Origin of the sequence: Nonomuraea sp. AD125B (genome assembly GCF_041402765.1) — a bacterium.
GTDB classification, from domain to species: Bacteria; Actinomycetota; Actinomycetes; order Streptosporangiales; family Streptosporangiaceae; genus Nonomuraea; species Nonomuraea bangladeshensis.
The window spans coordinates 64,416-83,957 of record NZ_JBGLOU010000024.1 but is presented as its reverse complement, the minus strand read 5'-3'; the positions used below and the strand labels follow the sequence as shown (position 1 = coordinate 83,957).

Genomic DNA, 19,542 nt, shown 5'->3' with positions numbered 1-19,542 from the left:
GGTATGACTGATGGACGTCGCGGCCCGCTGGCCGGTGTGCGCGTGCTGGAGCTCGCCGGGCTGGCCCCGGGGCCTTTCGCCGGGATGATGCTGGCCGACCACGGGGCCGAGGTGCTGCGGGTGGACCGGGTCAAGGCGGTCTCGGACCGGCCGCGCACGGATGTGATGGACCGTGGCAAGCGCTCGATCGGGCTGGATCTGAAGTCGCCCGAGGGCGTGGCCGCCTTCAAGGAGCTGGCGCGGCACGCCGACGTGGTGATCGAGGTGTTCCGGCCGGGCGTCGCGGAGCGGCTCGGCATCGGCCCCGACGACCTGCACGCCGTCAACGAGCGGCTGGTCTACGGCCGGATGACCGGCTGGGGCCAGGACGGGCCGCTGGCGTCCACGGCCGGCCACGACATCGACTACATCGCGATCTCCGGCGTGCTGTCGATGCTCGGCCGCGAGGGCGGCAAGCCCACCCCGCCGATCAACATCCTCGGCGACTTCGCCGGCGGCGGCCTCATGCTCGCCTACGGCGTGCTGCTGGCGCTGTTCGAACGGGAGCGCACCGGCAAGGGCCGGGTCATCGACGCGGCCATGGTGGACGGCGCGGCGGTCCTGTTCGCGATGTTCTACCAGGGCGTGCAGAGCGGCTTCTGGGGGCCGCGTGGCACGAACCTGCTCGACACCGGCGCCCCCCAGTACGACACGTACGAGACCGCCGACGGCGAGTACCTGGCGGTGGGCTCGCTGGAGCCGCAGTTCTGGAAGGCCATGGTCGAGCTCATGGGCCTGACCGACCTGCCCGACCGCGACGACCGGGCGCAGTGGCCCGCGCTGCGGGCCCGGCTCACCGAGGAGTTCAGGAAGCGGACCCGGGCCGAGTGGGAGAAGCTGTTCGACGGCTCGGACGCGTGCGTGTCGCCCGTGCTGTCCATGCCCGAGGCCGCCGCCCATCCGCACAACGTCGCCCGCGACTCCTTCACCGAGGTCGGCGGGCTCATCCAGCCCCGGCCCGCGCCGCGCCTGCTGGGCGTGCCCGAGCAGGACCTCTCCCCCGCCACCCGCCTGACGGACCTGTCCGACTGGGGCCTGTCGCAGGAGGAGGCGGACAAGCTACGCGGCCAAGGAGTCCTCGGGTGATCGTCGACCTGCTCGACGGCGAGTTATACGCCGGGGACCCTGCCCCGGTCTACGCCTGGCTGCGCGAGCACTCCCCCGTCCATCACGACGAGCCCAACGGCCTCTGGGGAGTCTCGCGGCACGCCGACGTCTCGGCCGTCGAGCGGGACCCGGGTCTTTGGACGAGCACCGGCGGCTACCGCCCGCAGCTCCCGTCCGAGCCGTCCATGATCGGCCTGGACGACCCCGAGCACGCGGCCCGCCGCCGCCTGATCTACCGCCGCTTCACCCCGCGCCACGTCCGCGACGCCTACGCAGAACAGGTGCGCGCGGTCGTCGCCGAGCAACTGGGCCGAGCCCTGGAGGAGGGCACGGTGGACGCGGTGGACGCGCTCGCGGCCCCGCTGCCGGCCCGGATGATCGGCCGGCTGCTCGGCTTCCCCGACGAGGACTGGCCGCGGCTCAAGCACTGGTCGGAGACGACGATCGTGTCGGGCGGCGGCCTGCGGTACGTCACCCACGACGCCGTGGTGGCGGCCGCCGAGTACGCCCAGGCCGTCCTGGAGCTGGCCGCCGAGCGCCGCGAACGCCCGCGCGAGGACCTGCTGTCGCTGTGGGCCGCGAGCCCCGACTACGACGACGAACGCCTGGCGAACGACGCGCTGCTGCTGCTCGACGGCGGCGCCGAGACCACCAGGACGGTGATCGCCACGGCGATCGACGCGCTGATCCGCCACCCCGGCCAGTGGCGGCTGCTGCGCGCGGACCCCTCCCTGATGGAGGGGGCGGTCGAGGAGTTCATCCGGTGGACCACGCCGGTGCTCAACATGTGCCGGTCGGCCACCCGCGACACCGTCCTGCGCGGCACGCCGATCCCCCGGGGCGCGCAGGTGCTGCTGATGTACGGCTCCGCCAACCGCGACCCGGAGGTCTTCGACGACCCGGACGCCTTCGACGTGACGAGGAAACCCGGCGGGCACCTCGCCTTCGGCCTCGGCGCGCACTTCTGCCTGGGAGCGGCGCTGGCCCGGCTGGAGCTGCGGATCTTCTTCGAGGAGTGGGTGGCGCGGGTGCGGGAGGCGGAATGGGCCGACGAGCGCGGCCCGCGCATCCTGCCGAACGCCTTCGTCAGGGGCGTGACGTCGTTCCCGATCTCACTGCGCGCCTGGTGAGCGCGCCCGCGGTGGCGCGCTAGATCGCGAGGTAGAGGTCGACGCCGTCGGGGTGGTGCACCTCGACGTCCGTCGTGAACGCGCGCGGCGGGACGCCGCCGGACTCGGTGTGCTTCCACACCCGCTGCCACGCCTCCACCAGCGCCTGCGGAAGCTGCCCCCGCGCCTCGACCAGCAGCGCCTGCCCGGCCGGCACGCGTACGGCCACCATGCCCTCGGGCAGCCGCGGCGCGGTGCGCACCCCGACGCCGACGATCTGGGTGTAGGCGCCGTTGTGGTCGCTCTCGTAGTCGGTCAAAACCGCGTAAAGGTTTTCGTCGATCCGCCCCGGCACGTGCGCGAAGACCCCCGGCGCGCCCGCGCGCTGCCACAGGGCGGGCAGTCTGGCGCGTGCCGGGTCCATCTCGTCGGCGTTGCTGGTGCGTACGACCCAGCCGACGACCGTCAGCTCGGCCCGCTCGGTGACGTTCACGGGACCCTCCCCCTCGCAAAAGTGTCCGGGCCGATCATAAGGCCCCCGCGAACGGGCAAACTCCAGGTGGAGCACATACGACATAAGATGGATGAACGTGAAATTTCTTAACGATGTCCAGCCTCGGCACGATCTGACCTACAGCGACGTGTTCATGGTCCCGTCGCGTTCCGCGATCGGATCACGGCTCGCGGTCGACCTGTCCACCGGCGACGGCACGGGCACCACCATCCCCCTCGTCGTGGCGAACATGACCGCGGTCGCCGGCCGCCGCATGGCCGAGACCGTGGCCAGGCGCGGCGGCATCGCCGTCATCCCGCAGGACATCCCCCTGGACGTCGTGGCGGACGTCGTCGCATGGGTGAAGGGCCGCGACCTCGTCCACGACACGCCGCTCACCCTCACCCCGCACGAGACCGTCGGCGAGGCGCTGCAACTGCTGCCCAAGCGTGCGCACGGCGCGGTCATCGTCGTGGACTGGGACAACCGGCCGGTCGGCGTCGTCACCGAGGCCGACTGCCAGGGCGTGGACATGTTCACGCAGCTCTCCAACGTCATGTCCAGCGAGCTGCTGACGCTGCCCGCCGGGCTCGACCCCCGGGAGGCGTTCGACCGGCTGCACGACGGCCGCCACCGCCTCGCGCCCATCGTGGACGGCGACGGCCGCCTGGTCGGCATCCTCACCCGCACCGGCGCCCTGCGCGCCACCCTCTACCAGCCCGCCGTGGACGACGGGGGACGGCTGCGCGTCGCCGCCGCCGTCGGCGTCAACGGCGACGTGGCCTCCAAGGCCAAGGAGCTGCTGGAGGCCGGCATCGACTGCCTGGTCGTGGACACCGCGCACGGCCACCAGGAGAAGATGATCTCCGCGCTGCGTGCCGTGCGGGCCCTCGACCCCGGCGTGCCCGTCGCGGCGGGGAACGTGGTGACCGCCGACGGCGTACGCGACCTCGTCGAGGCCGGGGCCGACATCCTCAAGGTCGGCGTGGGGCCGGGCGCGATGTGCACCACCCGGATGATGACCGGCGTGGGGCGTCCCCAGTTCTCCGCCGTGCTGGAGTGCGCCGCCGAGGCCCGCCGGCTGGGCCGGCACGTGTGGGCGGACGGCGGCGTGCGCCACCCGCGCGACGTGGCGCTCGCCCTCGCCGCCGGGGCGTCCAACGTGATGATCGGGTCGTGGTTCGCGGGGACGTACGAGTCGCCCGGCGACACCCGCGTGGACGCCGACGGCCGCAAGTACAAGGAGAACTTCGGCATGGCCTCGGCGCGCGCGGTGCGGCTGCGGACGGCCGAGGACTCGGCGTTCGAGCGGGCCAGGAAGGCGCTGTTCGAGGAGGGCATCTCCACGTCCAGGATGTACCTGGACCCGAAGCGGCCCAGCGTGGAGGACCAGATCGACGCGATCGTGGCGGGGCTGCGGTCGGCGTGCACGTACGCCGGGGCCTCGACCCTGGAGGAGTTCCACGAGCGGGCCGTGGTGGGCCTGCAGAGCTCGTCCGGGTACGCGGAGGGCATGCCCCTGCACACGAGCTGGTGAGCGCGCGGGTCAGGTGCGGCGCCAGCCTCCGGCCGCGTGGATGCCGCCGTCCACGTGCACGGTCGTGCCCGTGACGAACCTGGCCAGGTCCCCCGCCAGGAACACGGCCGCCCCCGCCGCCTCCACAGGCTCGCCCAGCCGCCCGAGGGGCGGGAGGCGTACCGGCTCGTAGGGCAGGGAGCCGTCGGCCAGCATGCGCTCCCGTACGCCCTCCTCGCCCTCGGTGGGCAGGGCGTCGGGCGCGATGGCGTTGACCCGGACGCCGCGCGGCGCCAGCTCCAGCGCCAGGGACCGGGTCAGGCTCTCCACGGCCGCCTTCATGGCCGCGTACACGGCGAACCCCGGCGCCGCCTGGTGGGCCTCGCTCGACGTCACGTTGATGATCGACGAGCCCGGCCGCATCAGCGGCAGCAGCCTGCGGATCATGGCCGTGAGCTGAGTGAAGTTCTCCTCGATCAACGCACGCTCGCCACGCGGCGACACGCTCTCGAACGGGGCGTGGAAGGTGCCGCCCGCGTTGTTGACCAGCACGTCCACCCGCCCCCAGCGCTCGTCCACCGCACGCGCGAACACCTCCGCCGCCACCGGGTCGCGCACGTCGAGCGTCATGGCCGGCTCCCCGAACGGCGGCTTGTCGCGGTCGCAGACGGCCACGTGCGCGCCGAAGGCGGCGAAGGTCTCGGCGACGGCCAGCCCGATGCCTCGGGCTCCCCCGGTGACGACGGCCACGCGGCCGGTGAGCAGGATCGCATCAGGACTCAGGGCGGCCATGAACGAGGACGATATCCCGAGCGCATAGAGTCGTCGGGTCCGAATCACACCATCAAGTCGCCGACAGGAGCACTTTCGTGGCACTCGAGAAGCCCGAGATCGACTTCCCCGGGGGCACCCCGCCCAAGGATCTTGAGATCGTCGACCTGGTCGAGGGCGACGGCCCCGAGGCCAAGCCCGGCCACAACGTCCGCGTCCACTACGTCGGCGTGGCCTTCTCCACCGGGGAGGAGTTCGACGCGTCCTGGAACCGGGGGGACGCCTTCGAGTTCCCGCTCGGCGGCGGGCGCGTCATCGCGGGCTGGGACCAGGGCGTCGCCGGCATGAAGGTCGGCGGACGGCGCAAGCTGGTCATCCCGCCGCACCTCGGCTACGGCAGCCGCGGCGCGGGCGCCGCCATCAAGCCGAACGAGACCCTCATCTTCGTCGTCGACCTGCTCGGCGTCAGGTAGGGGCTCCGCACGCCCACCGGCCGGCCCGTGACGGCCGGCCGGTGGGCGCCCGCGTCGCGGCCGGCCGGTGGGCGCCCGTCTCACGGCCGGCCGATGGGCGCCGGGAGGGCCCGGTAGGGAATGTCGGCCGCGTGAGGCACGATAGGCGTGTGCTTCTGATCGACGTGGTCCGAGTTTCCGAGGCGGTGACGCGCACGTCCGCCAGGCTGGGCAAGATCGCACATCTGGCGGAGCTGCTGGGCCGGGTCGGCCCGGACGAGGCGGAGATCGCCATCTCCTACCTGTCGGGCGAGCTGCCCCAGCGCCAGGTAGGGGTCGGCTGGCGCACCCTGGAGGACATCCCCCAGCCCAAGCTCGTCGCCACCGCCACCCTGACCACGGTCGACGCGCTGCTGACCCGGATCAAGGCCGTGTCCGGCCCCGGCTCCCAGGCGGCGCGCAAGGCGCTGGTGAGCGAGCTGTTCGCCGGGCTGACCAGCCAGGAGCAGCAGTTCATGCGCCGCCTGCTCCACGGGGAGCTGCGGCAGGGCGCGCTCGACGGCGTCATGATCGAGGCGGTGGCCAAGGCGTCCGGCGCCCCGTCCGCCGACGTCCGGCGGGCGCTGACGCTGCGCGGCTGGCTGCCCGCCGTCGGCGCGGCGGCGCTGGGCGGCGGGGTGGAGGCGCTGCACGCCTTCCGCCTGGAGGTCGGCCGGCCGGTCTCCCCCATGCTGGCCGGCAGCGCGCCCAACGTCGCCGCCGCCCTGGACAAGGCGGGCGCGCCCGCTTCGCTGGAGTGGAAGCTGGACGGCATCCGGGTGCAGGCCCACCGGTCCGGCGAGGAGGTCCGCGTCTTCACCCGTACGCTCGACGACATCACCGCGCAGGTCCCCGAGCTGGTCGAGGCCGTGCTGAAGATGCCGTCGGACGACCTGGTGCTGGACGGCGAGGTGATCGCGCTGCGCCCCGACGGCCGCCCGCACCCGTTCCAGGTGACCGCCGCGCGGGTCTCCAGCAAGCTCAACGTCGAGCAGTTGCGCGAGCAGACGCCGCTCAGCGTGTTCTTCTTCGACGCGCTGCGCGCCGACGGCGACGATCTCCTCGACCTCCCCTACACCGAGCGCCAGGAGGCGCTGGCCCGGGCCGTGCCGCCGACCCTGCTGACGCCGCACCTGGTGACGGGCGACGTGGCGGAGGCCGAGCGGTTCTTCAAGGACGTGGTCAAGGCCGGGCACGAGGGCCTGGTGGTGAAGGCGCTGGGGTCGCCGTACGCGGCCGGACGGCGCGGGGCGGGCTGGATCAAGGTCAAGCCGCGGCACACCCTCGATCTGGTGGTGCTGGCCGCCGAGTGGGGTCACGGCCGGCGCGAGGGCAAGCTGTCCAACCTGCACCTGGGGGCGCGCGACCCGGAGGGCGGGTTCGTGATGCTCGGCAAGACCTTCAAGGGCCTGACGGACGAGCTGCTGGCCTGGCAGACCGAGCGCTTCCTGGAGCTGGCCGAGGGGCCGACGGACGACTGGACGGTACGGCTGCGCCCCGAGCTGGTCGTGGAGATCGCCTTCGACGGGGTGCAGCGCTCGCCGCGCTATCCGGGCGGGATGGCGCTGCGGTTCGCGCGGGTGCTGCGTTACCGGCCGGACAAGCGGGTGGAGGACGCCGACACGGTGGACACGGTCCGCTCTCTCATGATCTGACCGCTTCCACCGGGGTCCCTGGCCCCGCGCTCGCCCGCCGCCAGTGACGGGAGCCCTCCAGACGCCCCTGGCCCACCCTGCGAGGGTGGCGGGCCTCAGCCGCCAGGAGTGGCTTGTGAGCGAGGGATGCCAGGGGCAGCGGCGCATCCACGGAAGGGCCGCCCGCATCCACGCCCTCCTGACACCTGGTATCGGCGGCGGGGGTTCCTGGGCCCCCAAACCTGCGGGTGATTCCTTGAGGGTCCCGAACCTGCAGGTGGTTCCTGCGGATGGTTCCTGCGGATGGTTCCTGCGGGTGGTTCCTGGCTCCCGCGCCCGACGGACAAGCACTTCGACAGCCTTGTCCTCGCCTTCCGGCTTTTCTCCGTATGCCCGCAACCCAGCCCGGAGTTTTGCCCCAGTAGCCCTTCACCACCGAGACACAGCGCCTCCGTTCGCCCTGATCAAGCCCCTCTTTTGCGATCAAGCCGTACTGATCGACATATCTGCGGAATTCAGAGATCAATAGCGCAAAGTTGACCTTTAATGCGATCTTGAATCAAAGTGAGATATGTCACTAGATTCCGCATTAAGTTGTCTTTACTAGCTGTTTGTCCCGTATGTTCGTCCTCACCGCGCGGCATCCCCCGCCGCGCCTACGGAAACGGCCGCCGTACGCCCCCACCCCCGCCCGGACCGGCCTTTCCCTTCCCTATCCCCTAGCCAGGACCGTGGTTTACCTTGGGCCAGCATTCCCACAAGCCGTTCCTCACCGGCAGGCGCCGCTGGACCGCCGTCGCAGCGGGTGCCGCCGTCATCGCCACCGCATCGGCCTCCGCGTACGCGGCAGTCTCCAACGACGACTCCGCCAAGCGCGCCGCGACCGCCGCCAAGCCCCTCGCCGAAACCGGCACAGCCGCGGCGAAGACCCCGAACGAGGCGGGCCGCCAGTCGAGCCCGAAGCCCCTCTCCCCGGCTCCGGAGCCGCCCGCCGCCGCGAACCCGAACCCCACGACCGCCGCGACCTCTCACCCGCAGGCCACGTCCCCCCGAACCCCCACCCCGCAGGCAACGAGGCCGGACGGTACGGGGTCGCAGGACGCAGAGGCAGCGGGTGCCTCGCCCGCCACTACGGCCCCGAGCGCGTCCAGCGGCAAGACCTCACGGCCCGCCGCCCCCAAGCCGGCCAAGCCCGTCGCCAAGAAGCCCAAGGCGAAGGTCCTCTCCTCCGGCTCCTGTGGCGCCTCGTACTACGACGAGCCCCAGATGACCGCCAGCGGCGAGCGCTTCAACCCGTCCGCCATGACGGCCGCACACAAGACTCTCCCCCTGGGCAGCAAGGTCCGCGTGATCAACCCGAACAACGGCAGGTCGGTCACCGTCCGCATCAACGACCGCGGCCCGTACGTCGGCGGCCGTTGCCTCGACCTGTCCGCCGCCGCCTTCTCCGCCATCGGCAGCACGAACGCCGGCGTGATGCACGTGAAGTACCAGGTCCTGGCCCGCTAACCCCCCGTTCGCTGCCGCAGCGAGCCCCGCCCCGCGCGCGCCCCCATTCCGCGCGAGTCGCAAAGGCCCTCACGAGGACGGGCCGGCGAAGCAGCGCGCCCGCGCGGGGCACATACGACCACCCCCGCAGGTCGTATGAGCACGCGCCCGGATCGGCGCGTGACCTGCCGACCCGGCCTCAGCTGCGTGAGTCTGAGGAGCTTGGCCTATTTGACCAGACGGACCGTCAGCGGATAGCGGTAGTTGCCCTCGGTAAGCGCGTTGACGCCGGCGACGATCGAGAGGACGAACGCCCCCACCCAGATCACGGGCAGCAGCACCACACCGATGATCGTGAACGGGAGCAGGATCGACGCCCCGACCACCGTCAGCCCGAAGTTGAGCGATTCCACGGCGTGCTGCCGGATGTACGGCGACGTCTTGCCCGCGGCGAGCAGCAGGATCAGCGGGCCGACGATCGGGAAGCCCAGCGCCAGGAGCAGGTGGCCGGCCGCGGCGCCGAGGCGTTCGTTGCTCTCCACGGCCCCCGCCGGCCGCGTCGGGTAGGCGGGAGCAGGTCGCGGAGCGAGCCGCGGCACCGCCTGCGTGCCGTACAGCTCGGTCATGATGGGCATCAGGTCGCCGTGGGTGCGTGCCGTCATCGCTCGCTCAAGCCGGTCGTCGAATTCGAGCTTGTCGAACCGGCCCTCCGCGTACGCCGCCTTGACGTGCTCGACCACATGCTCGCGGTCCTGGTTGGTGACGCGCAGGTGAGCTGGCGGCACCTGTCCCGGCCCGGGGGTTGTCGGTACCCCAGCCATAGTCGCCATGCCTCTCCTTCACTGATCCGTGGTGTCTTTCCATACTGCGTCACCGGACGGGGCGGCGGGCATCAGGAGAAACCCCGAGCTGTCCCCGAGATCACCCCCTGAAAAGATCTTTTTCTCCTACGCGCGAAAGCGCCAGACGATATAAAAAGGACCTATGAGATGGCGAGACCGGTATGGCCTTCGTCGATGGCGCGGCCCGAAGGTCGCGAAGTTCGACCGTGAGGCGACAGACGCCGACATCGAGGCGCTGATCGCATTCGCCCGTTCCCGGCGCGGCGTCGAGTTCTACGTCGAGCCGGAGACGTTCGCCACCGACACGACCGCCGTGGCCGTCGCCGACGACGGCGAGTGGACCAGGCGCCGGGTCGGGGCTCCCGCGGTGATTCACAAGGTCGCCCGTAATCTGGCGCTGCCGGTGTACGACGTCCAGCTCACTGGATATCCGCCCCGCATGAGGGCATTCAACGAACGCCGCCGCCGCGAAGAAGGCTCGCTCTAGTCTCGGTCAGTCGGTGTGGTTTCGGTCGGTCGCGTGCTCGGGCGTCGGCTGATTCAAAGGATTCGGGATCTCATGAGGGCGGCACGGGCGGGGATCGGCGGCCCTTGTGTGAGGTGTGTTTCTCGGTGTGGGCTCGGGTGTTTCCCCGCTTGTTCTTCGCCGCCCTTCGTCACTGAGCCGCCCTTCGTCACTGAGCCGCCGCTCGTCACTGGGCCGCCGCTCGTCGCCCAGCCGCCGCTCGTCACTGGGCCGCCGCTCGTCGCCCAGCCGCCGCTCGTCACTGGGCCGCCGCTCGTCGCCCAGCCGCCGCTCGTCACTGGGCCGCCGCTCGTCACTGGGCCGCCGCTCGTCACTGGAGCGAGGAGGGCTCAGTCTCCTGGGATGGGTGTTTCGTCGTCCAGCAGGAGGCCCGACAAGGGCAGGAGCCAGCCCGCGTGGGCCGCGCCCATGGCGGTGTCGAGCTCGGCGGGAGTCGGCATGCGGTCGCGCAGGATCGCGGGTGAGAGCAGGTTCTGGACCGCGTGCATGAGCAGGTTGGCCATCGAGTAGCCCGGGTCGATCGCCAGGGCGCGTTCGAGGGCGACAGTGGCCAGGATGCTGTCGCCCGACCGCCAGGCCGCCATCGCCAGCAGGGACGCGGCCGGTGGTGCGAAGCGCGGCTCCAGGCGGCGGGTGAGGTCTTTCCACAGCGCGACGTGGGAGTCCTGCATGAGTGTCCATGCCTCGTCGCGGATCCGTACGAGGGCGAGGTCGAGGCCCAGCCTGGCGGCCTCCAGGTCGGTGAGCCGCCCGCCCTGCTCGTGGGTCGCCAGGGCTTTGCGGACGCGGGCCAGGCCCTCCGCAACGAAGCCTCGGGTGAAGGCGTCGAGGTTGGTGGCCGCCGCCAGCGCGGCCTTGACCTCGCCCGCCGCGTCGGACGTGGCGCGGCGCATCGCCAGCCTGACCGGGCCGGTGACCGGGGCGAGGGTGCGTTCGAGGGTTTCGCGATCGGGGAGGGCGACCAGGCCGCGCACGGTGGCCTCGGCGGCGATGCGGCTGCTTCCGGGGTCGTACGGGGTGCCCTGGGCGGGGCAGCAGGACGGGAGGGTGCAGACGTAGGACCAGTAGCGGCCGGCGTGGGCGCGCAGTGCCTCCCCCACGCGGACGCCGGCCCGGGCCGCCACCCGTCTGGCCTCGTCCACGGCGGGGGTGACGGACTCCCCGGGGCCGTAGCCGATGGCGACCATCTCGGTCACCTTCTCCCGCTTGAACATGGTCTCCAGGGCGTCGAGGGTGCCCGGGGGCATGGGGAGGTCCCAGCGGACCACCATCACGGCCTTGCCGTGCTCCAAGCCAACCGCGACCAGGCTCTCGGAGGGGTGGAAGCCGACGAGATAGGGGACGGCGGCCAGGATGTCCGACGGGCTGGTGAGGGTGAGGAAGGGCGAGGGGGAAGCGGGGGTCGAGGGAGAGGTGAAGGGGGGCGGGGGCGGGGAGGTGTTGGTCGTCATGGACCGTTAGGGTGCCCGGAAGCGCGGGCCCGGAATGAGCCGAAGGCGATTCTGGGGACAAGCGTGCGGGCGACGGGCTGCCCTGTGGACAACACCCGCACAAGCGCCGGCGTCCTGGACCGCGGGCGACCCACACCCGGCGCGGGTCAGGGGGTGGTGGCGGAGGTGGTGGGGGCGATGTGGTGGCGGACCAGGAGGGCGGCGCCGGCTACGGCGGCCGGCATGGCGATCACCGCCACGAACGGCACCAGGAACAGGACGAACACCGCCACCCCGAACCCCAGCGTCACCCCCAGGTTCGCGCGCAGCAACCGGAAGCGTTCCTTGCATGCCACACCCCGCCGCTCCAGCGCCAGCGTCGTGAGCTCGACGGTCAGGAAGAACCCGGACACCGCCGCCCCCAGCACCGGCACCACGGTCTGCCCCAGCACCGGTACGAACCCCAGCACGAACAGCGGCACGGTGAACAGCAGCACATAGAAGAGCGTCACGAGGCTGTCCCTGATCGAGCGCGGCAGGGTGCGCCACCACGGCTGCTCGATCTCGTTGTCCAGCGGGTCGGCCGCCGCCGACAGCCGCTCGTAGAACGGCTCGCCGATGGCGAGCGTGACCGCCGTGAACGTCACCACCGCCAGCGCCAGCCCGCCGGCGAACAGCACGATCCCGACCAGGGTGCGGAAGGCCCCCTGCCAGCTCCAGGAGTCGGCGAACGGGGTCAGGAACTCGGCCAGCTCGAACGCGTACGTGCCCAGGAAGATCAGCGCGACCACGTAGAGAGCGAACGCGATGAGCGCGGGGATCAGCCCGAACCCCCACCACCGGCCGTTCCTGGCCACCCAGCCGAACCCCTTGAGAAAGAAGCCGATACCGGCCGAGAAGTCACGCATTGATCGCATGACCGGCAGGCTAGCGCCAGAACGCCGTCACCGCGTAGCCGAGCTCGGCGAGCAGGTCGCGCAGCAGCGGCAGCGACAGGCCGAGCACGTTGCCGTGGTCGCCCTCGATGCCCTCGACGAACCAGCCGCCGCGCCCCTCGATGCTGAACGCCCCGGCCAGGCCGAGCGGTTCGCCGGTGGCGGCGTAGGCGGCGATCTCCTCCTCGGACGGCTGCCCGAAGCGCACCACGGTGGTCGCCACCTCGGCGACCTGCCGTCCGGCGGCGACGTCGATGACGCAGTGGCCGGTCACGAGGCGGCCGGTGCGGCCGCGCATGAGCCGCCACCGTTCCACGACCTCCTCCTCGGAGGCCGGCTTGCCGTAGGGGCGGCCGTCGAGCTCAAGGATGGAGTCGCAGCCGATGACCACGCCCTGGTCGAGCCCGCCCGCGACGGCTTCGGCCTTGGCCCTCGCGAGCACGAGGCTGAGCGCGGCCGGGCTGTGCGCGGAGTAGGCGTCCTCGTCGACCCCGCTGACGATCACCTTGGGGTCGAGGCCGGCATGGCGCAGCAGGGCCAGACGGGCGGGAGAGGCGGAGGCCAGAACGATCACCGGACAAGCCTACCGGTCACCAGTCGGGGAGGGATGTGCCGGGCAGTCCGCCGTAGATCCCCGGACGTCCCGGGCCCGGCCCGAAGATGTGGTCGAGCAGCTCGTCGAGGAGCTCGCGGCGGGTGTCGGGCAGGGCGGCGCGCTCGCGTTCGAGCTCGTCGACCAGGGCGTCCGCGTCGAGGTCGCGGCCGTCCGCCCGGGTGGCCAGCAGGTACATCACCATGGGCGCGATCAGCGGCAGCAGCTTCATCATGGCGCCGGTGTCGACGCCGAACAGCCGCCCCAGCCCGGTCGCGGCCGCCTCGGTGCCCTGCCCGCCGAGCACGTGGCCGAGGATGCTGTGGCCGTCGCGGGTGAGCGAGGCCACGTCGCCGTCGAAGGGGTCGGCGTCGACGTGGTCCTCCAGCGCGCCGCGCAGGGCGTCGGCCCCGTCGGGGTACTGCACGTTGCGGGCGAGGCCGCCGATGATGACGCCGGTGACGGCCTGGACGACGTCGCGGGCCTTGTCCTCGTCGGTGCCGAGCATGGCGGCCGTCTGCTCCAGGCCCGGCCGGCCGAGTTGTTCGAGCAGCTGCTGGTCGAGGAGTTCGTCGTACGGCGTCACGGCTCTCCTCCGATCCTCGGCGCTCGAAGGCTCCTGACGCTACAGGTTCCCGTGACGCCGCGGAGCAACGCCCGCTTTGTGCTAATTCTCGGGAAAGTCAGGAGGTGACGTCGGCCTTCGGCTGGCCGGCCAGACCGGCCGCGGCGTAGGCGTCGGCCTCGTCCAGCGTCTCGTGCTCCAGCAGCGCCGCGACGATCGCGTCCAGCTTGTCGCGGTTGTCGGTGAGCACCTGGACCGCGCGCTCGTAGCACTGCTCCACGATGCGCCGCGCCTCCTCGTCGACGGTGGCGAGGGTGGCGGCGCTGGCCTGCGGCTGCGAGCCGTCGTTGGGCAGGATGGTGAGCGGGCCGACCTTCTCCGACATGCCCCAGCGGCCCACCATGCCCCGGGCGATCATGGTGACCTGTTCGAGGTCGTTCTCGGCGCCGGTGGTGATGACGCCGAAGACGACCTGCTCGGCCGCCATGCCGCCGAGCGCGCCGGTGATGCGGCCGCGGAGGTACTGCTCGTCGTAGGCGTAGCGGTCGGTGTCGGGGGTGGACAGCGTCACGCCGAGCGCGCGCCCGCGCGGGATGATCGAGATCTTCCTGACCGGATCGGCGCCGGGCTGGAGCATGCCGAGCAGCGCGTGACCGGCCTCGTGGAAGGCGGTGCGGGTGCGCTCCTCCTCCGGCATCACGATGCTGCGGGCCGCGCCGAGCTGCAGCTTCTCCAGCGCGTCGGTGAAGTCGGACCTGGTGACCTTCTCCTTGCCGCGCTTGGCGGCGAGCAGGGCCGACTCGTTGACGAGGTTGGCCAGGTCGGCGCCGGTCATGCCGGGCGTGGTCTTGGCGAGCTGGTCGAGGCTGACCTCGGGGTCCAGCGGGACGCCACGGGTGTGCACGCCAAGGATGGCGGTGCGCCCGGCGGCGTCCGGCAGGCCCACCTGCACGGTCCGGTCGAACCGGCCGGGGCGCAGCAGCGCCGGGTCGAGGATCTCGGGACGGTTGGTGGCGCCGATGACGATGACGCCCTCGGCCCCGGAGAAGCCGTCCATCTCGGTGAGGATCTGGTTGAGGGTCTGCTCGCGCTCGTCGTGGCCGCCGATGCCGCCCGCGCCGCCCCTGGCCCGGCCGATGGCGTCGATCTCGTCGATGAACACGATCGACGGCGCCACCTTGCGCGCCTCCTCGAACAGGTCGCGTACGCGCGAGGCGCCCACGCCGACGATCATCTCGATGAACTCGGAGGCGGAGGCGGAGAAGTAGGGGACCTTGGCCTCGCCCGCGACGGCCCTGGCCAGCAGCGTCTTGCCGGTGCCGGGCGGGCCGGCGAGCAGCACGCCCTTGGGCAGCTTGGCGCCCAGCCTGCGGTATTTGCCCGGGTCCTTGAGGTAGTCGACGATCTCGACCAGCTCGTTCTCGACCTCGTCGATGCCGGCGACGTCGTCGAAGGTGACCCGCACCTGCCCGGCCTCGACCGGCTTGGCCGCCTTGGACTTGCCGAGCCCGCCGAGTCCGCCGCCGCCCATCATGCTGGCGCCGCGTCGCATGATCCAGATCCAGAGGCCGGCCAGCAGCAGCACGGGCAGCAGCGACAGCAGCAGGTTGGAGAAGAAGCCGCGGGTGAGGGGCTTGGAGGTGATCTCCACCTGGCCGGTGCGGAGCTGCTGGTCGAGCTGGTCGGTGTTGGCGAAGGCGGGGATCTCGGTGGAGAACCGGGTGTACGTGGCGCCGCCGTCGGGGTTCTTCGCCGCGTTCCTCAGGTCACCCTCGACCGACAGGCCCTGGGCGGAGATGTCCTTGACGTTCTTGGCGTCGACCTGGGCGGTGAACTCGGTGTAGGAGATGGTCTCGACGGATTCGTTGTCGACGAACGACGACACGACGAAGAAGCCCGCGTACACGACCAGCAGCGTGACGACGAACCGCCACCAGTTGATCTTGGGTCGGCCGCCGGGCGTGCCGGGCAGCCCCTCCGAGCGCCAGGGCGGCTTGCCCTTGCCCTTGCCTGGTGCCTGCGGCGATCCAGAGCGTTCCACGGCGTCCACTCCCCACATCGCCGCCACCATGATCCTTCTAGCCTAGAACACGCACCCCCGAGGCCACGCGGGCGATGTCGCTCCACTGCTTGCGCTGCGCGTCAGGCACTGTCACGAACGCCAAACCCGGCTTGGACATTCCCCCGTCCACCACGACCACCGCCGCGCGCGAGGAGCGCTTGCCGTACGTGACGCGGTAGACGAGCAGCCAGCCGCGCTTGACCGGCTGCGAGGCCAGCCAGGTGATGCGCGCGCCCTTGGGGTGGTGGTTGAGCGTCCAGCGAGCGGCGAGCAGCGCGGTGTCGCGCGGCGACTTCTGCTCCATGATCGGCAGCGGGCAGGTGACGAACATGCCCCGCACCGCGCCGGCGCGCGGCCGCGGCAGCACCTGCCTGGTGGTGAACGGCGCCGGCCCGTACGTCTTCCAGGGCTTCGGCAGCTTCGGCACGGCGAGGCCGCTCCGCCGGTCCTTGGTCACCCGGCGGGAGGGGGCCGGGAGCCGCATGCGCTTGACCTTCGCGGTGAGCTTGGGGACGCGGGGGTCGGCGTACAGGGCCTCCATTGCGGTGTAGCCGGGAGCCAGGGACGTGCCGGGGGTCGGCGTGACCTGGGCGGCGGGCGCGGCCGGGGTCACGGTCTCCGACGGGGAAGCCGAGGACGACGCCGAGGACGAGACGGACACCGACGCCGACGCCGAGGCCGACGGGGACGCCTGCGCGGAGGGGCCGGACGAGGGCTGCGCGGCCGGCGGCGCGGTTACCGGCCCCGCGACGACCTCGTCCGGCTCCGACGGGAGCACCACGACCACCGCCACGGCCGCCGCCGCGACGGCGGCGGCCACGGCGAGGCCCCGGTACACCACCCGCATGCGGATGTCACCGATGCGGGAGCGTTTGGGCGGAGAAATAAGGGTTCTGGCCTTGGTCGCGGTTCTCACACGGGAACCCTTGATCTCATCTTCCCCATCGAGCACGACGGGAGCGTACGACATATCCCGCCATTCCGTAGGTGATGCGACCGAAGTGCAATCATGGCGTCGTGCAACAGGTGGAGCTCCGCTTCGATCACGCCTCGCGGGCGTCCCAGACCCATACGAACCTCTCGGCGCTCCGCCAGAGCCCCCACGGCCTCTGGGTGGCCGGCGACGAGACCGCCTCCTTCGAGCACCTGGCCTGGACCGGCGACCATTTCGGCGACCAGCGCACGTTCCGCCTGGCGGACTACATCGACCTCCCCGCCGGCCCCGACGACGAGGCCGACATCGAGGGCATGGCGCGGGCCGGCGGGCACCTGTGGGTGGTCGGCTCGCACAGCCTGAAGCGCAAGCGGGTCAAGTCGAAGGACCCGGCCAAGGCCGCCGCCCGCCTGGCCACCCTGGTCAGGGAGGAGAACCGCTACATCCTCGCCCGGCTGCCGCTGCGCGGCGAGGAGCCCGGCGCGGGGGCGGTGCTGTCCGGGGAGCTCGGCCTCGCGGCGCACCTGCGCGACGACCCGCATCTCGGGCCGTTCCTGTCGATTCCCGGCAAGGACAACGGCCTCGACGTCGAGGGCATCGCCGTGGTGGGCGAGCGGGTCTACCTCGGGCTGCGCGGCCCGGTCCTGCGCGGCTGGGCGGTGGTGCTGGAGCTGCGGCTGGAGGAGACGGGACGGGGGCGGCTGCGGCTGCGCGAGCCGTACCGCAAGCACTTCCTCGACCTCGGCGGGCTCGGCGTGCGGGACCTGTGCCCGGACGGCGACCCCGACGGCGACCCCGACAGCGCGGGCCTGCTGCTGCTCACCGGGCCGTCCATGGCGCTCGACGGCCCGGTGCACGTGCGGCGCTGGTGGCCGGGGCGGCGGTCGGGCGTGGTGCCCGCGGGTGAGCTGGAGGTCGTCATGGACCTGCCGTACGGGGCCGGCTGCGACCACCCTGAAGGGCTGGCGCGGCTGGCCGACGGCCGGCTGATGGTCGTCTACGACAGCCCGTCGCCGGCCCGGATCACCGCGGCCGGCGGCGTGCTGGCCGACATCTTCACGATCTAGCGACCCGGCCCCGGAGCCAGGGCGCGTCGGCGACGAACGTGCACGAGCCCGGCTCGATCTCGGTGAACCCGGCGTCGCGGACGACCGGCAGCCCGGCCGCGACCATGGCGTCGAAGTCGTCCCGCGCCGGGGCGGTGCGGACCGAGACGGCGAGCCCCGCGGCCCGCCAGGCCGCGCGCCCGGCGGCGTCGCTCGCCCACCAGGCGAGCTGGGCCGCGTGCCCGGCCTGCGCCATGGCCTTGCCCGCGGTCATCTCCAGGCCGGGGTTGGCCCACAGGACCGGCGGGACGGCGGGCGGCGGCTCGTGGGCGTCGCTCAGCTCGGTGCCGCCGACCTGGAGCCGGGCGAGGTCGCGCGGCCAGTCGTCCAGCGGCACCGGCGGATGGACGCGGACCTCGGCCGTGCGGTGCTCGACCGTGCGGCCGGGCAGCGCGACGGCCCGCCGCCACTCGGCGCCGCGGGCCCTGCGCACGACCTTGCGGATCTTCCCGGTGGACTGCCAGGCGTCCAGCTCGGCGGACCACTCCCCCGGGTCGTCGAGCAGGCCGAGCACCGCCATGGCGGCGGCCTCCAGCGCGTCGGTGCGTTCGGGGGGCGTGGCCCGCTCGATCCTGACGACCAGCGGCAGCACGTACAAATCTTCGTTCATCGGGTCCTAGCATGCCTGATCGCCAGGGACATGCCGGCGGCGAGGAGGCAGAGCGCGCCCGCCCCGTACCAGGCGAGGTCGTAGGCGCCGAGGTGGTCACGGGTGAGCCCGGCGGCGACGGCGGCGAACGCGGCCCCCACCTGGTGGGAGGCGAACACCCAGCCGAACACCACGGCCCCGTCCGCGCCGTAGACGCGGCGGCACAGCGCCACGGTGGGCGGCACGGTGGCCACCCAGTCCAGGCCGTAGAAGATGATGAAGATCAGCATGCTGGGCTCGGTCGTGGCCGCGAACAGGCTTGGCAGCACCATCAGCGACAGCCCGCGCAGCCCGTAGTAGAGGCCGAGCAGCACCTTCGGGTCGATCCTGTCGCTGAGCCAGCCCGAGGCGACGGTGCCGGCGATGTCGAAGATCCCGATGACGGCGAGCAGCCCGGCCGCGACGGGCTCGGCCATGCCGTGGTCGTGCGCGGCGGGGATGAAGTGGGTGCCGACCAGGCCGTTCGTGCTCGCGCCGCAGATCGCGAAGCCGCCCGCGAGCAGCCAGAACGGGCGCGTACGAGCCGCCCGGCCGAGCACGGCGAGCGCCCGGAACGCCGCGTTGCCGCCGCCCGGGGCGGGGCGCTCCTGGCCGGGCTCGGCGCCGAGCGCCGCCGTGCCGACGTCCTCGGGGCGGTCGCGCAGCAGCCACCACACGAACGGCACCACCGCCAGCGCCGCCCCGGCGACCGCGAGCGAGGCCCAGCGCCAGCCGGGCCCCTCGGCGAGCTGGGCGAGGACGGGCAGGAAGATGAGCTGCCCGGTCGCCCCGGCCGCCGTGAGGATGCCGGTGACCAGCCCCCGGTGCCTGACGAACCAGCGGTCGACCACGGTCGCGGCGAACACCAGCGCCATCGAGCCCGTCCCGAGCCCGACGAAGATGCCCCAGAACAGCAGGAGGTGCCAGCTCGCGGTCATGAACACGGTCAGCCCGCTGCCCGCCGCGATCAGCAGCAGGGCCAGCGCGACCACGCGGCGCATGCCGAACCGGTCCATGAGCGCGGCGGCGAAAGGTGCCGTGAGGCCGTACAGGACCAGGTTGACCGACACCGCCAGCGATACGGTGCCGGTGGACCAGCCGAACTCCGCGCGCAGCGGCGTGATGAGCACGCCCGGGGTGGCGCGGAACCCGGCCGCGCCCAGGATCGCCACGAAGGCGACGGCCGCGACGTACCAGGCGCGGTGCGGGCCGCGGCGGGCCGGCCCGGCGACGGGGGCGCGGGCGGGGGTGGTGCTGGAGGTCATGCGGCAATC

At 72.3% G+C, this 19,542-nt stretch carries 19 protein-coding genes; 8 read left to right on the top strand and 11 right to left on the bottom strand.

Annotation, left to right across the window (positions count from 1 at the left end; genetic code table 11):
* Positions 1-3: 3 nt before the first annotated feature.
* Together ACBR40_RS42775 and ACBR40_RS42770 are read left to right on the top strand one after the other, a co-directional pair.
* Positions 4-1,125 carry a CaiB/BaiF CoA-transferase family protein gene (locus ACBR40_RS42775; RefSeq protein WP_344218803.1) on the top strand — a complete coding sequence of 374 codons (1,122 nt, stop codon included), beginning with the start codon at positions 4-6 and terminating at the stop codon, positions 1,123-1,125.
* A complete protein-coding gene (locus ACBR40_RS42770) occupies positions 1,122-2,276 on the top strand; it encodes a cytochrome P450 (protein WP_371252438.1) in 1,155 nt (384 codons plus the stop codon). The genes ACBR40_RS42775 and ACBR40_RS42770 overlap by 4 nt, the downstream gene beginning before the upstream one ends.
* Before the next feature lie 19 nt (positions 2,277-2,295).
* Here the strand turns inward: ACBR40_RS42770 and ACBR40_RS42765 are convergent, their stop codons facing one another.
* A complete protein-coding gene (locus ACBR40_RS42765) occupies positions 2,296-2,748 on the bottom strand; it encodes an effector binding domain-containing protein (protein WP_344218799.1) in 453 nt (150 codons plus the stop codon).
* A gap of 97 nt (positions 2,749-2,845) precedes the next feature.
* Here ACBR40_RS42765 and ACBR40_RS42760 point away from each other — a divergent pair, with 97 nt between their 5' ends.
* On the top strand, positions 2,846-4,285 hold the full coding sequence (locus ACBR40_RS42760; RefSeq protein ID WP_344218797.1) for a GuaB1 family IMP dehydrogenase-related protein: 1,440 nt from the start codon (positions 2,846-2,848) through the stop codon (positions 4,283-4,285).
* Between the two features lie 9 nt (positions 4,286-4,294).
* Here the strand turns inward: ACBR40_RS42760 and ACBR40_RS42755 are convergent, their stop codons facing one another.
* Entirely contained in the window at positions 4,295-5,056 is a 762-nt protein-coding gene (locus ACBR40_RS42755) for an SDR family NAD(P)-dependent oxidoreductase (protein ID WP_371252437.1), read from the bottom strand.
* A gap of 77 nt (positions 5,057-5,133) precedes the next feature.
* On the opposite strand from ACBR40_RS42755, the gene ACBR40_RS42750 reads away from it, so the two are divergent.
* The 3 genes from ACBR40_RS42750 (at position 5,134) to ACBR40_RS42740 (ending at position 8,669) form a co-directional block, all read left to right on the top strand.
* Positions 5,134-5,508 (top strand): FKBP-type peptidyl-prolyl cis-trans isomerase, encoded by a 375-nt coding sequence (locus ACBR40_RS42750; RefSeq protein ID WP_344218793.1) that lies wholly within the window; start codon positions 5,134-5,136, stop codon positions 5,506-5,508.
* Positions 5,509-5,657: 149 nt separating this feature from the next.
* The gene (locus ACBR40_RS42745; protein WP_371252436.1) at positions 5,658-7,181 is read left to right on the top strand and encodes an ATP-dependent DNA ligase; all 1,524 of its coding nucleotides are present in this window, start codon (positions 5,658-5,660) and stop codon (positions 7,179-7,181) included.
* Between the two features lie 720 nt (positions 7,182-7,901).
* Positions 7,902-8,669, top strand: a complete 768-nt coding sequence (locus ACBR40_RS42740) for a septal ring lytic transglycosylase RlpA family protein (protein ID WP_371252435.1) — start codon at positions 7,902-7,904, stop codon at positions 8,667-8,669.
* Positions 8,670-8,875: 206 nt separating this feature from the next.
* Here the strand turns inward: ACBR40_RS42740 and ACBR40_RS42735 are convergent, their stop codons facing one another.
* A complete protein-coding gene (locus ACBR40_RS42735; RefSeq protein WP_344218787.1) occupies positions 8,876-9,469 on the bottom strand; it encodes a DUF1707 and DUF4870 domain-containing protein in 594 nt (197 codons plus the stop codon).
* A 163-nt stretch (positions 9,470-9,632) separates the two neighbouring features.
* On the opposite strand from ACBR40_RS42735, the gene ACBR40_RS42730 reads away from it, so the two are divergent.
* Complete coding sequence (locus tag ACBR40_RS42730; protein WP_329592196.1) at positions 9,633-9,977, top strand: hypothetical protein; 345 nt, start codon at positions 9,633-9,635, stop codon at positions 9,975-9,977.
* A gap of 368 nt (positions 9,978-10,345) precedes the next feature.
* Here the strand turns inward: ACBR40_RS42730 and ACBR40_RS42725 are convergent, their stop codons facing one another.
* The 6 genes from ACBR40_RS42725 to ACBR40_RS42700 form a co-directional block, all read right to left on the bottom strand.
* The gene (locus tag ACBR40_RS42725) at positions 10,346-11,467 is read right to left on the bottom strand and encodes a DUF4192 domain-containing protein (protein WP_371252434.1); all 1,122 of its coding nucleotides are present in this window, start codon (positions 11,465-11,467) and stop codon (positions 10,346-10,348) included.
* Between the two features lie 146 nt (positions 11,468-11,613).
* Entirely contained in the window at positions 11,614-12,363 is a 750-nt protein-coding gene (locus ACBR40_RS42720) for an EI24 domain-containing protein (protein ID WP_371252433.1), read from the bottom strand.
* A 10-nt stretch (positions 12,364-12,373) separates the two neighbouring features.
* Entirely contained in the window at positions 12,374-12,955 is a 582-nt protein-coding gene (locus tag ACBR40_RS42715) for a nucleoside triphosphate pyrophosphatase (protein ID WP_364463742.1), read from the bottom strand.
* 16 nt (positions 12,956-12,971) lie between these two features.
* Positions 12,972-13,559 (bottom strand): DUF937 domain-containing protein, encoded by a 588-nt coding sequence (locus ACBR40_RS42710; protein ID WP_364463739.1) that lies wholly within the window; start codon positions 13,557-13,559, stop codon positions 12,972-12,974.
* A gap of 97 nt (positions 13,560-13,656) precedes the next feature.
* Positions 13,657-15,579 carry an ATP-dependent zinc metalloprotease FtsH gene (gene ftsH / locus ACBR40_RS42705; protein ID WP_344218777.1) on the bottom strand — a complete coding sequence of 641 codons (1,923 nt, stop codon included), beginning with the start codon at positions 15,577-15,579 and terminating at the stop codon, positions 13,657-13,659.
* 37 nt (positions 15,580-15,616) lie between these two features.
* Positions 15,617-16,516 carry a hypothetical protein gene (locus tag ACBR40_RS42700; protein WP_371252432.1) on the bottom strand — a complete coding sequence of 300 codons (900 nt, stop codon included), beginning with the start codon at positions 16,514-16,516 and terminating at the stop codon, positions 15,617-15,619.
* A gap of 101 nt (positions 16,517-16,617) precedes the next feature.
* On the opposite strand from ACBR40_RS42700, the gene ACBR40_RS42695 reads away from it, so the two are divergent.
* Positions 16,618-17,601, top strand: coding sequence for a DUF3616 domain-containing protein (locus ACBR40_RS42695; protein WP_371252431.1), 984 nt, complete (start codon positions 16,618-16,620; stop codon positions 17,599-17,601).
* Here the strand turns inward: ACBR40_RS42695 and ACBR40_RS42690 are convergent.
* Together ACBR40_RS42690 and ACBR40_RS42685 are read right to left on the bottom strand one after the other, a co-directional pair.
* Positions 17,591-18,250: a peptidyl-tRNA hydrolase gene (locus tag ACBR40_RS42690; protein ID WP_344218771.1), complete on the bottom strand. Its 660-nt coding sequence runs from the start codon at positions 18,248-18,250 to the stop codon at positions 17,591-17,593. The genes ACBR40_RS42695 and ACBR40_RS42690 overlap by 11 nt on opposite strands.
* Complete coding sequence (locus ACBR40_RS42685; protein ID WP_371252430.1) at positions 18,247-19,533, bottom strand: MFS transporter; 1,287 nt, start codon at positions 19,531-19,533, stop codon at positions 18,247-18,249. The genes ACBR40_RS42690 and ACBR40_RS42685 overlap by 4 nt, the downstream gene beginning before the upstream one ends.
* Between the last annotated feature and the right edge of the window lie 9 nt (positions 19,534-19,542).